Raw genomic sequence first — 11,153 nt, 5'->3', positions numbered from 1 at the left:
GCTGTTGATATTCATCAACCAGATCCGCATGAAGATCGGTGTGATGTTCGGTAGCCCGGAAACCACCACCGGTGGTAACGCGTTGAAGTTCTACGCTTCGGTCCGTCTCGACATCCGCCGTACCGGCGCGGTGAAAGAAGGTGACGAAGTGGTCGGCAGCGAAACCCGCGTCAAGGTTGTGAAGAACAAGGTGGCTTCGCCGTTCCGTCAGGCCGAGTTCCAGATTCTTTACGGCAAGGGCATCTACCTCAACGGCGAGATGATCGACTTGGGCGTGCTGCACGGTTTCGTCGAGAAGTCCGGCGCCTGGTATGCCTACGAAGGCACCAAGATTGGTCAGGGCAAGGCGAACTCGGCCAAGTTCCTGGCAGACAATCCAGAAATCGCTGCCAAGCTCGAGAAGCAACTGCGTGACAAGCTGCTGGCACCAGCAGCAGACGTCAAGGCTTCGGCGACCCGGGACAAGATCGACGATATGGCTGAGGCCGACATCGACGCTTGAAGTCTCTGAATGACACTCGTACTTGATACCCTCGTCGCGGTGCGGCGAACCGCCATGGACCTGCTCGCACGTCGCGAGCATGGTCGGGTCGAGCTGACGCGTAAACTGCGTCAGCGTGGCGCTGAGGCGGAGATGATCGAAACAGCCCTCGACCGTTTGACGGAAGAAGGGCTGCTTTCCGAAGCCCGTTACCTTGAAAGCTTTGTTTCCTACCGTGCCCGCTCTGGTTACGGTCCTCTGCGGATTCGCGAGGAACTGAGCCAGCGCGGTTTGCAACGTGCTGATATCGAACTCGCCCTGCGCGAGAGCGGCATCAGTTGGCAGGAGCAACTCCAGGAAACGTGGCAGCGGAAGTTCTCCGGGCATTTGCCCATCGATGCAAAGGAGCGGGCCAAGCAGGGCCGTTTCCTGGCCTATCGGGGGTTTTCGATGGAGATGATCAACCGCTTGTTCAGCGGCAGAGGCATGGACGATTAAGACGATTCAATAAAAACGGCCCGCTATGAAAATAGCGGGCCGTTTTTTTTTGCGTTTTAAATGACCTTCGACGGCTCTCGACTGCGTTGCGCGGTTTGCGGTTTGGAATGAGCCCAGTTTTCCGGCACGTTGATGTAATCGACCAGCTCCCTCAAACGCCCGTGATTGCGGGCATTGAAGGCAAAGGCCAAACGCGCCAGATGGCTGAACTTCGCGTCATCGTGCTCTTCGCCGCTGTAGGCGTGTTGATGAAAGTGGTCGCTCAGGCATAAATCGGCAAAGGTCTCCTGCGTCTGCTCCAAGGCCTGGTCACTGAGCTTGTGATTCATGCGAATCACGAATTGCCCCTTGAGCCAGCGGCTGGAGTGGAAGTTGCTGTAGAACTGGTTGATCTGCTCTACCGCCTCCTCGACGGTGTAGACCAGCCGCATCAACTGCATGTCGGTCGGCAGGATGTAGTGGTTTTCCTCCAGTTGCTGGCGGATGAAGTCCATCGCGCCCTGCCAGAAGGTGCCACCCGGTGTGTCCAGCAATACCACCGGCACCAGTGGACTTTTACCGGTCTGAATCAGCGTCAGCACTTCCAGTGCTTCATCCAGTGTGCCGAAACCGCCCGGGCACAGCACCAGTGCGTCAGCTTCTTTGACGAAGAACAACTTGCGGGTGAAGAAGAAGTGGAAGGGCAGCAGATTGGCGGTGCCATCCACAGTCGGGTTGGCATGCTGCTCGAAGGGCAGGGTGATGTTGAACCCAAGGCTGTGATCGCGGCCAGCACCTTCATGGGCGGCGGCCATGATGCCGCCACCGGCACCGGTGATGACCATCATGTCCGAGCGCGCCAGCGCGGCGCCGAGTTCACGGGCCATGGCGTACAGCGGATGTTCGACTGGGGTGCGCGCCGAGCCGAACACCGTGACTTTGCGTCGGCCCTTGAATTGTTCCAGCACCCGAAATGCCTGCTCCAGTTCGCGCAGGGCTTGCAGGGTGATCTTGGCGTTCCAGCGATTGTGGTCTTCCTGAGCCATGCGCAGCACGGTGAGGATCATGTCGCGGTAGATGGGAATGTTCGGGCTGTTGGGGGAAACACGGTTGAGTTGTGCTTCGACCTGGCTGATGAGGTCGGGACCGCTTTCCTGAAAATGACGGCTGAGCAGGTCATTCGGTTGGTAAGGCATTCAACGTCTCCTTCTGCACAGAGCGGTGGCCCTGACGAGCGGCGCCAGTGCCGCGCTGCAAAAAACACACAATCGGCAGTTCCTTTTCCTGCCGCGAACAACTGATCGGAATACTTTGAATCTAGACCCTTGCGAGCTGTTGCGCTGACTCGATCATTGCGCTGCAAAGTCCTGGCTGGCAATCGCTTATTGTTTTTTTGGCCAGTGACATCACCGCTCGTCAGAACGTGCACCGACCGCCAAACCCTCTGATTAACTGATTTACAGGCGCCGTACGACAATTTCACGTCAACCGTACGCAAGGTGCGCGCAATTCAAGGATTTGCGGGTGGCAAGGAGGCGGGACACATGGCCAGAGTGATTCTGGAGATCGATACGCAGCTGTATCGAATGTTGAAGGCATCAGCCGAGACCAATCATGTCAGTCTCGAGGAGGAGTGCTGCCGGCGACTGGCGGGCGGCGAGCGCCGTTCGCACTATCTACAGGCCTTGTTGGCCGAACTGCGCGCCGAGGATGAACAGCGGCGCGCCAATTCGCGATGATTACTTTTTCTTCGCCGGGGCCGCTTTCGGGCAATCCGATTCCTGATAGCTGGCGGAGCCGATCGCTTTATTGGTTTTCACTTCAGTGAAGTCGTAGCGCATGATCGCGCCCTTGGCCATCAGCTTGCGGTACGACGGGTTGTTGCAGACCGAGGCCCCCAGCTGGAAATACACGGCTTTGGGATCGGCGCGCATTTTGTCGGCGTGGCTCTTTTGCACACTCAGGTGGTTGATCAACTGAGTGCCTTCAACGGTGTAGCCCTGATCAAGAATGTCTTCATTGATCGCCCGTGGTGTGCCGACGCTGCTCTGGGCGGCGACGTTGCGCAGCTCTCGGTTCAGATTCTGCTCACTCAGGGATGCAGCCTGAGCGGTGAAGGACGACGCCAGCAGAATGGCAGCGGTGGGGACGATAAGGCGCAGCATGAAACTCTCCTGATTCGGTGACTGGTGGTTCGACCAGCCACGGGGCTGTGCGTTCAGTGGCGGCGAATTATAGGGGAGCCGGTCTGGACGGTACAGGCTTGTGCCCGTCGCTCTGGTAAACTGCCGGCCTTTATTGCCTTGCCGAGTGCTGTTCGTGTCGAGTTTTCCTGTCTGCCGGTCTTGCCCGCGATGAATCATGCCCCCAACGCCGTAGCCCGTCTGCGCGACCAGCGCGAGGATGAGGGCATCAAGCCGATTCAGGCCCGGGGCTTTCGCTCCGAGCGTTGCCGCGACTGCCGGGTGATCATCAGTCATTGCCTGTGCGCCTGGCGGCCGAGCGTCGAAACCCGCTCTGGCGTGTGCCTGATCATGACCGGCAAGGAAGTGTTCAAGCCGAGCAACACCGGTTGGCTGATTGCCGATGTGGTGCGCGATAACCACGCGTTCATCTGGTCGCGCACCGAGCCTGATCCGCAGATGCTGGCGCTGCTCAACGACCCGCAATGGCAACCGTATCTGGTGTTCCCGGGCGAATACGTCGAGCCTTCGCGGGTGACCAACACGGTCGCGCCCGAAAGCACTAAGCGCCCATTGTTCATTCTCCTGGACGCGACCTGGACCGAAGCACGCAAGATCTTCCGCAAAAGCCCGTACTTCGATCGTTTGCCGATTCTCAGTCTGCTGCCCGATAAAGTCTCGCGCTACCGCTTGCGGCGTTCGACCCGCAGCGAGCACCTGTGCACCGCCGAGGTCGCCGCGTTGTGTCTGGAACTGGCAGGTGACAGTGATGCCGCGTCGGCGCTGGACGCCTATTTCGATGTGTTCAGCCAGCATTACCTCGGTGCCAAGCAGCAACTGGACATGAATGAGTCGACGCCGGCCCACGCCGAGTTACTGCCCTATATACGAAAGCCGCAGCCGGAGTTGGCCCAATAGTGGCCCATACTGTACGCAGCGGCGGCCGTGTTGCTTGACCACCCCGACTTCGCTGGGCATGCTTGGCGCCGATTAGGGTGCGGCCAAGGTTTTGAAACGCTGTGTTTGCTGGTTATTGGCGTTGAACGTGCCCCTGTGGATGCTGCTTGAAAGGCGCATCTTGAGTTGCTTTGGCCAGACCCGAATGCACCGGGTCTGCCATCAAAAACAGGATCATTTGAAAAATGGCCACATACGACATCCTGATTGCCGATGATCACCCCCTGTTTCGCAGCGCACTGCATCAAGCAGTGACGCTGGGCCTTGGCCCAAATGTGCGATTGGTGGAAGTGGCGAGCATCGCCGAACTGGAAACTCGTCTGACCGAAAAGGCTGACTGGGATCTGGTATTACTGGATCTGAACATGCCCGGCGCTTTCGGGTTTTCCGGGCTGGTGATGTTGCGCGGGCAATACCCGCAGATCCCGGTGGTGATGGTCTCGGCGCAGGAAGAAGCTTCGGTGATGGTCAAGTCCCGCGAATTCGGGGCCAGTGGCTTTATTCCCAAGTCCAGCGACCTGAGCGTGATTCAGGAAGCGGTGCGCAAAGTGCTCGATGGCGATGTGTTTTGGCCGCCCCAGGCGTTCGAAGCGGTTGCCGTTTCCGACGAAGCCAAAGCTGCCAGCGATGGCCTGGCGAGCCTGACGCCACAGCAATTTCGCGTACTGACCATGGTCTGCGAAGGCTTGCTCAACAAGCAGATTGCTTATGAGCTGAGCGTGTCGGAAGCGACCATCAAGGCCCACGTTACGGCGATCTTCCGCAAGCTGAATGTGCGCACCCGCACGCAGGCGGCATTGCTTCTGCAACAACTTGAGTCAATTCCGAGCCAATAATGGCTGGCGTCTTCACGCTTTTTTGACTTTTGTTGATCTAGCTTTCCCACTCCTTTTTGGTTGGTTTCTACTTTATGTCACCTTTCAAGGGCCAGACCGGCCTGAAACGCATCCTCAACGCTTCCGGCTATTCGCTGGATGGCCTGCGCGCAGCCTTCACCGGCGAAGCGGCGTTCCGCCAACTGGTACTGCTCAATGTGGTGCTGGTTCCGCTGACGTTCTTTCTGAATGTCAGCCGTGTCGAACAGGCGCTGTTGATCGCCGTGTGTCTGCTGGCGCTGATCGTCGAGTTGCTGAACTCGGCAGTGGAAGCGGCCATTGACCGCATTTCGCTGGAACTGCACCCACTGTCGAAGAACGCCAAGGACATGGGCAGCGCCGCGCAGTTCGTCGCGCTGAGCATGATTGCTTTGGTGTGGGCGGTGATTCTGCTTTAAGCGATCGTCGGCAAAACGATCTCGTCGCTGCGCTGCACCCCGGCGGTGAAGGCGCGGCACAGATCGAGAAACTCGCGCATGGCCGAGGTCTGGTACTTCTGCTTGTGCCAGATGAAGTAGAACTGGCGCGCCAGATCCAGATCCGGCGTCTCCACCGCCACCAGACTGCCGCGGCGGAAGGCGTCACGCAGCGCCAGCCGCGAGATGCAGCCAATCCCCAGTCCTGATTCCACCGCGCGCTTGATCGCTTCGGTGTGTTCCAGTTCCAGACGGATATTCAGCGCACTGCGGTGATGACGCATGGCCTGATCGAAGGTCAGGCGCGTGCCGGAACCCTGTTCGCGCAGAATCCACGCTTCATGCGTCAACTCCTCCATGGTCGCACTGCCACGTTTGGCCAGTGGATGCTGCGGCGCGCAGAACACCACCAACTCATCCTCGACCCAGCTCTGCACTTCGATGTCCGGATGGCTGCAATCACCTTCGATTAGACCCAGATCAATTTCGTAGTGGGCGACTTGTTGCACGATGTTGGCAGTGTTCTGTACATGCAGCTTCACCTGGCTCTCCGGATGGCGCTGCATGAAACCGCCGATCAGCAGGGTCGCCAGATAGTTGCCGATCGTCAGGGTGGCGCCCACCGACAGTGAGCCGAAACCGGATTTGCCGTTGAGCAGGTCTTCGATTTCCTTCGCCTGATCGAGCAGGGCCACCGCCTGTGGCAACAGCTGTTTGCCGAGGGCATTGAGGCTCAGCCGTTTGCCGGCACGGTCGAACAGTTGGCAGCTGGACTGGCGCTCAAGCTCGGTGATAGAGGTGCTGGCCGCCGATTGCGAGAGGTTGAGCAGACCCGCAGCACGGGACACGCTTTCCTGCTGGGCGACGGCGACGAAGACTTGCAGTTGACGGAGAGTAAATCGCATATCGATATAACCGATAACCCTTATCTTAATAATCCAGTTAACAGATATTGTCGGCGCTATTAGAATGCGATGCAATTGCGCACCATCGGCATTTATTCAGCCTAGAGCAAGCGCAGAGCCAATATCCAGGAGTCAAACGTACATGAGCAACATGAACCACGAGCGTGTCCTCAGTGTTCATCACTGGAACGATACCCTGTTCAGCTTCAAGTGCACCCGCGATCCGGGCCTGCGCTTCGAGAACGGGCAGTTCGTGATGATCGGCCTGCAGCAGCCAAACGGCCGCCCGCTTATGCGCGCTTACTCGATTGCCAGCCCGAACTGGGAAGAGCATCTGGAGTTCTTCAGCATCAAGGTGCCTGATGGCCCGCTGACTTCGCAGTTGCAGCACCTGAAGGAAGGCGACGAGATCATCATCAGCAAAAAGCCTACGGGCACGCTGGTGCTGGACGACCTGAAGCCTGGCAAACACCTTTACCTGCTCAGCACCGGTACCGGTCTGGCACCGTTCATGAGCGTGATTCAGGATCCGGAAACCTACGAGCGTTTCGAAAAAGTCATCCTGTGCCACGGCGTACGCTACGTGAACGAAGTCGCTTACCGCGAATTCATCACCGAGCACCTGCCGCAGAACGAGTTCTTCGGCGAAGCGCTGCGTGACAAGTTGATTTACTACCCGACCGTTACTCGCGAACCGTTCGAGAACGAAGGTCGCCTCACCGACCTGATGCGCAGCGGCAAACTGTTCAGCGACATCGGCCTGCCGCCGATCAACCCGCAGGACGACCGCGCCATGTTGTGCGGCAGCCCGAGCATGCTCGACGAGACCAGCGAAGTACTCAACAGCTTCGGCCTGACCGTTTCGCCGCGTATGCGCGAGCCGGGTGACTACCTGATCGAGCGCGCATTCGTCGAAAAGTAAGCCCCACTGGAAAGCCCCCATTGCCTGCTCAGGCAATGGGGGCTTTTTTATGTCCGAAACATTCCCTTGCAGGGACCAGGTTCAGGCTTTTGCGGGGATCACTTCGAGGACGCGGATCTGCTCGGGTGTCGGGTAATGCCAGCGTACGTCGAGGTCCCAGAACTGTGCGCCGTATTCACGTTCCGGCGCCGGGGTTTGATACGCCGGGCGCGGGTCCTGCGCCAGACACTGTTCGATCAGCTCGACCAGCGGCTCGTCCAGGCGCTGAGCGTGTGCGTGCGCCTGTTGCAGCGCTGTGTCCGTCCACTGCACGTCGATCAACTGCGGCGCGGCGCTGGCGATGCTGTTGGAGGCGCTGGCGATGATGTCGGCGTAAGGCACGTAGGGTTTGATATCGAGAATCGGTGTGCCGTCGAGCAGGTCGATACCGGAGATAAACAGGCGATTGGCTTCAACCTTGTCCAGTTTCACCACCGATTGGCCGATGCCGTTTGGCCGATGGGTGGCGCGAGTGGCGAACACCCCCATGGACTTGTTGCCGCCGAGGCGGGGCGGGCGCACTTTCAGCCGCGGCTTTTCTTCCAGCGCCTGATGGAACAGGAACAGCAGCCAGACATGACTGACCTGCTTCAGACCCTGCACCGCATCGCCCTGATCGAACGGCGCCACCAGTTCCAGCACGCCACGGGCGGCGGGGGCCAGTTGCGGCTGGCGCGGGATGGCGAACTTTTCCTTGAAGCAGGAGCGGACGAAGCCGATGGGGGAGACGCTGTAAGTCATGGTGTGCATTCGAAGCGGGGGCAGGGTGGGCATGATAACCCGCCAGCTCCCAAGTCTGCTGGTGGCAAAGCTGGCCTCTTCGCGAGCAGGCTCGCTCCCACAGTGGATCTAAGGCGTGCACAAAATCCCTGTAGGAGCGAGCCTGCTCGCGAAGGCCGCGCCGCCGATTTCAGAGACTGAACCCACCATCCAGCGGAATGATATTCCCGGTCATGTAGGCGCCAGCGGTACTCGCCAGGCTGATCGCCAACGCCGCCATCTCTTCCTCCCGCCCCCAGCGTTTCATCGGGATCAGCGCCGTATCCTCAGCCAACGCCTGCTGATCATTACCAATGTGTTGAGTCATCTTGCTCGGAAACCGTCCCGGTGCGATCACGTTGACGTTGATGTGCTGGCTCACCAACTCGCGCGCCAGAATTCGCGACAGCTGGTGCAGCGCGGCTTTGCTTGGCCCATAGGCATACGCCTGTTCGCCAAAGGATGAGATCCCCGCCACCGAACCTATGTTGATAATCCGTGCGGGATTGGCTGCCGAACCGGCCTTGCGCAGTAACGGCAGAAACTGCTGAATGCAGGTGAACACGGAGGTTACGTTGAGCTGCATGACTTTCTCCCAGCCTTTCACCGGGTAACTCTCCAGCGGCGCCCCCCAGGTAGTGCCGGCGTTGTTCACCAGAATATCCAGATGAGTGATCTGTTCGCCCAGGCGTGCGGCCAGTTCCTGTACACCTTCTTCGGTCGCCAGATTCGCCGCCACGCCATGACAGATGCCCAAAGCGCTGAGTTCTTCGGCCGTCTGATGACAGGCTTCCGCGTCGCGCGAGCACACATAAACACGCGCACCAGCCTCGACATAGGCCTTGGCGATCATTTTGCCGATACCACGGGTGCCGCCGGTCACCAGAGCGGTGCGGCCTTGCAGGGAGAAATACGGGAGCATGGCGAGTCCTGAGGATTAGGGATCAGTACACCCTAGTCGTCAGCCGCGAAAAGCGGAGCCACTATTTTCGAAAGGAATGGAGGGCCATGCGGCCAGCTTCGAGTTGCAAGCTACAAGCGGCAAGTTAACGCGGTGTGGCAACTTGCCGCTTGTAGCTCTCAGTTGCTTTTACGCTCTCACGCGCAGCGTGAGCCCCTTGAGGAAGTTGCGCAGCAACTGGTCGCCACACGGACGGTAGTTGGTGTGGCCGACCTTGCGGAACAGCGCGCTCAGCTCAGGCTTGGACACCGGAAACTCGGCAGCCTTGAGGATCGCGTGCATGTCGTCTTCCTTCAGTTCGAAGGCCACGCGCAGCTTTTTCAGGATGATGTTGTTGGTCACCGGCACTTCGATTGGCTGCGGCGGACGGCTTTCGTCCTTGCCACGCTTGAAGATCACCAGACCGTCGAGGAAATGCGCGATGACTTCGTCCGGGCAACGAACGAAACCTTCCTCGTCTTCTTCTTTCTTGTCGAGCCAGGTGATCACGTCAGCGAGCGTTACGTCCATGCCGCCAAGTTTGATGATCTCGACGACTTTCTTGTCGCTGATGTCGAGCATGTAGCGCACGCTGCGCAGTACGTCGTTGTGAATCATGTCGGTAATCCTGATGCGTTGTGGGCAGCGCGCAGGCGCGCTGCCGAAATGTGTGGCGGCAGTGGAAGCCTTAGAACTTCTCTTTGCTGGACAGGTAGCGCCATTGGCCGACCGGGACCTTGCCGATCGAGACGCCGCCGATGCGGATACGGCGGATGCCGACGACCTTGAGGCCGACCGCTTCGCAGAACTGGGCGATGATTCCCGGCTGCGGATTTTTCATGGCGAAGCGCAGGCGGTTTTCGTTCTGCCAACTGGCCTTGACCGGCGGCAGCTCCTTGCCCTTGTGGGTCAGACCGTGCTGCAGGCGGTTGAGACCGTGAGCGACCATGTCACCCTCGACTTCAACGATGTATTCCTGCTCGATCTTGGTCGCATCAGCGATGAGCTTGCGCAGGATCTTCCAGTCCTGGGTGAACACCAGCAGACCGCTGGCCTTGGCTTGCAGGTCGGCGCTGGCGGTCAGACGCAAGAAATGCCCACGTAGAGGGCGCTTGCTGAAACGGTGCTCTTCGCTGAGGGTTTCGGCGCTCAGCGACTGCATGGCGCTTTCAACGTCCATGCCGGCCGGCACGTTGAGCAGGATGGTCACCGGCTCCGGCGCGGTGGCCTTGGCGTCCTTGTCGAGCTCGACTTTCTGGTCGCCGACCTTGAACTGCGGCTCGTCGATGACTTCGCCGTCCACGGTGACCCAGCCGCCCTCGATGAACAGCTCGGCCTCGCGGCGGGAGCAACCCACCAGTTCGATGAGGCGTTTGGAGAGGCGAATCGGGTCAGTCATGACAGGGCCGTAACAAAAAAGGGGTGGGCATTGTACCTGTGTGGCGCCGGTTAAGCCCGGTTCCATTTACAGGGCAGTTGCTTTACCTGTGGGAGCTGGCTTGCCAGCGATGGCATCACCGCGGTATTTCTCGCAGACCGCAGCGGCTGCATCGCTGGCAAGCCAGCTCCCACAGGGTTTTATGCTGTGTCAGCCGTGTTGTGAGCGTTGTTGGTTTTGGCGCAAACGCATGTGCAGCAGCGGATACGGCTGGCCCATGCCATCCACCTCCGAGCGGCCGATCACCTCAAATCCTTGCTTGAAGTAAAAGCCCAGCGCTTGCGGGTTCTGTTCGTTGACGTCCAGTTCATCGGCGTTGAGGTGCTGCATGGCGTAGTTCAGCAGCTTCTTGCCCAAACCCTGGCCACGATGGTCGGGGTCGATGAACAGCATCTCGATCTTGCCCGCCGCGACACCGGCAAACCCGGTGATGCACTGGTTGGCGTCCTTGGTGCAGATCAGCATCACCGCATCCAGATAGCGGGTCAGCACCAGATTGCGCAGCAGCTCGATATAGCTGTCCGGCAGAAAATCATGGGTCGCGCGAACCGAGGCCTCCCAGACCCGGGTCAGTTCCTGGTAATCGCTGAGTTTCGGCGTGTGGATGACCGAATGGTGACGCATGCCCGTCTGCCTCTTGTCCGTTTCAAGGGAGTCCGTCCCCCGCTAAACGATAGCTGTAAAAAAGCCCCGCATCGAGCGAGGCTTTTGAATTCAGCACGTTGCCGAATCCCTGTAGGAGCTGACGAGTGAAACGAGAC

At 59.1% G+C, this 11,153-nt stretch carries 14 protein-coding genes and 1 pseudogene; 7 read left to right on the top strand and 8 right to left on the bottom strand.

Features of this window, described 5'->3' with window-relative positions:
* Window positions 1-502 (top strand): annotated as a pseudogene (locus ACIOWE_RS09460) (DNA recombination/repair protein RecA); the annotation flags it as partial.
* A 9-nt stretch (window positions 503-511) separates the two neighbouring features.
* Entirely contained in the window at window positions 512-979 is a 468-nt protein-coding gene (gene recX, locus ACIOWE_RS09455; RefSeq protein ID WP_103302971.1) for a recombination regulator RecX, read from the top strand.
* 56 nt (window positions 980-1,035) lie between these two features.
* On the opposite strand, the gene ACIOWE_RS09450 is transcribed toward recX, so the two are convergent.
* On the bottom strand, window positions 1,036-2,154 hold the full coding sequence (locus ACIOWE_RS09450) for a TIGR00730 family Rossman fold protein (protein ID WP_401390200.1): 1,119 nt from the start codon (window positions 2,152-2,154) through the stop codon (window positions 1,036-1,038).
* A gap of 348 nt (window positions 2,155-2,502) precedes the next feature.
* Between ACIOWE_RS09450 and ACIOWE_RS09445 the strand changes: the two genes are divergently transcribed.
* Complete coding sequence (locus ACIOWE_RS09445; RefSeq protein ID WP_008077170.1) at window positions 2,503-2,697, top strand: hypothetical protein; 195 nt, start codon at window positions 2,503-2,505, stop codon at window positions 2,695-2,697.
* Here ACIOWE_RS09445 and ACIOWE_RS09440 read toward each other — a convergent pair whose 3' ends face one another.
* Window positions 2,698-3,123 (bottom strand): PA3611 family quorum-sensing-regulated virulence factor, encoded by a 426-nt coding sequence (locus ACIOWE_RS09440; protein ID WP_007908738.1) that lies wholly within the window; start codon window positions 3,121-3,123, stop codon window positions 2,698-2,700. It abuts the gene before it with no gap.
* Window positions 3,124-3,312: 189 nt separating this feature from the next.
* On the opposite strand from ACIOWE_RS09440, the gene ACIOWE_RS09435 reads away from it, so the two are divergent.
* The 3 genes from ACIOWE_RS09435 to ACIOWE_RS09425 all read left to right on the top strand — a co-directional run bounded on the left by ACIOWE_RS09435 (window position 3,313) and on the right by ACIOWE_RS09425 (window position 5,371).
* On the top strand, window positions 3,313-4,059 hold the full coding sequence (locus ACIOWE_RS09435; protein ID WP_401390197.1) for a tRNA-uridine aminocarboxypropyltransferase: 747 nt from the start codon (window positions 3,313-3,315) through the stop codon (window positions 4,057-4,059).
* Between the two features lie 224 nt (window positions 4,060-4,283).
* Window positions 4,284-4,934 (top strand): response regulator transcription factor ErdR, encoded by a 651-nt coding sequence (erdR, locus tag ACIOWE_RS09430; protein ID WP_103302966.1) that lies wholly within the window; start codon window positions 4,284-4,286, stop codon window positions 4,932-4,934.
* Window positions 4,935-5,008: 74 nt separating this feature from the next.
* Window positions 5,009-5,371: a diacylglycerol kinase gene (locus ACIOWE_RS09425; protein WP_042557932.1), complete on the top strand. Its 363-nt coding sequence runs from the start codon at window positions 5,009-5,011 to the stop codon at window positions 5,369-5,371.
* Here ACIOWE_RS09425 and ACIOWE_RS09420 read toward each other — a convergent pair.
* Window positions 5,368-6,294 carry a LysR family transcriptional regulator gene (locus tag ACIOWE_RS09420; RefSeq protein ID WP_201234968.1) on the bottom strand — a complete coding sequence of 309 codons (927 nt, stop codon included), beginning with the start codon at window positions 6,292-6,294 and terminating at the stop codon, window positions 5,368-5,370. The two genes, ACIOWE_RS09425 and ACIOWE_RS09420, sit on opposite strands and share 4 nt — an antisense overlap.
* 142 nt (window positions 6,295-6,436) lie before the next feature.
* Between ACIOWE_RS09420 and fpr the strand changes: the two genes are divergently transcribed.
* Window positions 6,437-7,216, top strand: coding sequence for a ferredoxin-NADP reductase (gene fpr / locus ACIOWE_RS09415; RefSeq protein WP_002554680.1), 780 nt, complete (start codon window positions 6,437-6,439; stop codon window positions 7,214-7,216).
* An 81-nt stretch (window positions 7,217-7,297) separates the two neighbouring features.
* On the opposite strand, the gene tsaA is transcribed toward fpr, so the two are convergent.
* From tsaA to ACIOWE_RS09390, 5 genes are all read right to left on the bottom strand, one after another.
* Window positions 7,298-8,005, bottom strand: coding sequence for a tRNA (N6-threonylcarbamoyladenosine(37)-N6)-methyltransferase TrmO (gene tsaA, locus ACIOWE_RS09410; protein WP_401390335.1), 708 nt, complete (start codon window positions 8,003-8,005; stop codon window positions 7,298-7,300).
* Window positions 8,006-8,165: 160 nt separating this feature from the next.
* On the bottom strand, window positions 8,166-8,936 hold the full coding sequence (locus tag ACIOWE_RS09405; RefSeq protein ID WP_201234966.1) for an SDR family oxidoreductase: 771 nt from the start codon (window positions 8,934-8,936) through the stop codon (window positions 8,166-8,168).
* A 168-nt stretch (window positions 8,937-9,104) separates the two neighbouring features.
* Window positions 9,105-9,572 carry a DUF1456 family protein gene (locus ACIOWE_RS09400; protein ID WP_103302962.1) on the bottom strand — a complete coding sequence of 156 codons (468 nt, stop codon included), beginning with the start codon at window positions 9,570-9,572 and terminating at the stop codon, window positions 9,105-9,107.
* Window positions 9,573-9,642: 70 nt separating this feature from the next.
* Complete coding sequence (locus ACIOWE_RS09395; RefSeq protein ID WP_401390192.1) at window positions 9,643-10,353, bottom strand: rRNA pseudouridine synthase; 711 nt, start codon at window positions 10,351-10,353, stop codon at window positions 9,643-9,645.
* A 189-nt stretch (window positions 10,354-10,542) separates the two neighbouring features.
* Window positions 10,543-11,016 (bottom strand): GNAT family N-acetyltransferase, encoded by a 474-nt coding sequence (locus tag ACIOWE_RS09390; RefSeq protein WP_401390189.1) that lies wholly within the window; start codon window positions 11,014-11,016, stop codon window positions 10,543-10,545.
* Window positions 11,017-11,153 lie beyond the last annotated feature (137 nt).

This window comes from Pseudomonas sp. NPDC087598 (genome assembly GCF_044743525.1).
GTDB lineage: Bacteria > Pseudomonadota > Gammaproteobacteria > Pseudomonadales > Pseudomonadaceae > Aquipseudomonas.
The sequence above is the reverse complement of the archived record's forward strand: the minus strand, read 5'-3'. Positions and strand labels throughout refer to the sequence as shown.

Excerpts from the sequence above, each read along its gene's own strand:
- recX (WP_103302971.1), top strand. The coding sequence starts at position 512 with ATGACACTCGTACTTGATACCCTCGTCGCGGTGCGGCGAACCGCCATG.
- ACIOWE_RS09450 (WP_401390200.1), bottom strand. The coding sequence starts at position 2,154 with ATGCCTTACCAACCGAATGACCTGCTCAGCCGTCATTTTCAGGAAAGC.
- ACIOWE_RS09445 (WP_008077170.1), top strand. The coding sequence starts at position 2,503 with ATGGCCAGAGTGATTCTGGAGATCGATACGCAGCTGTATCGAATGTTG.
- ACIOWE_RS09440 (WP_007908738.1), bottom strand. The coding sequence starts at position 3,123 with ATGCTGCGCCTTATCGTCCCCACCGCTGCCATTCTGCTGGCGTCGTCC.
- ACIOWE_RS09435 (WP_401390197.1), top strand. The coding sequence starts at position 3,313 with ATGAATCATGCCCCCAACGCCGTAGCCCGTCTGCGCGACCAGCGCGAG.
- erdR (WP_103302966.1), top strand. The coding sequence starts at position 4,284 with ATGGCCACATACGACATCCTGATTGCCGATGATCACCCCCTGTTTCGC.
- ACIOWE_RS09425 (WP_042557932.1), top strand. The coding sequence starts at position 5,009 with ATGTCACCTTTCAAGGGCCAGACCGGCCTGAAACGCATCCTCAACGCT.
- ACIOWE_RS09420 (WP_201234968.1), bottom strand. The coding sequence starts at position 6,294 with ATGCGATTTACTCTCCGTCAACTGCAAGTCTTCGTCGCCGTCGCCCAG.
- fpr (WP_002554680.1), top strand. The coding sequence starts at position 6,437 with ATGAGCAACATGAACCACGAGCGTGTCCTCAGTGTTCATCACTGGAAC.
- tsaA (WP_401390335.1), bottom strand. The coding sequence starts at position 8,005 with ATGCACACCATGACTTACAGCGTCTCCCCCATCGGCTTCGTCCGCTCC.
- ACIOWE_RS09405 (WP_201234966.1), bottom strand. The coding sequence starts at position 8,936 with ATGCTCCCGTATTTCTCCCTGCAAGGCCGCACCGCTCTGGTGACCGGC.
- ACIOWE_RS09400 (WP_103302962.1), bottom strand. The coding sequence starts at position 9,572 with ATGATTCACAACGACGTACTGCGCAGCGTGCGCTACATGCTCGACATC.
- ACIOWE_RS09395 (WP_401390192.1), bottom strand. The coding sequence starts at position 10,353 with ATGACTGACCCGATTCGCCTCTCCAAACGCCTCATCGAACTGGTGGGT.
- ACIOWE_RS09390 (WP_401390189.1), bottom strand. The coding sequence starts at position 11,016 with ATGCGTCACCATTCGGTCATCCACACGCCGAAACTCAGCGATTACCAG.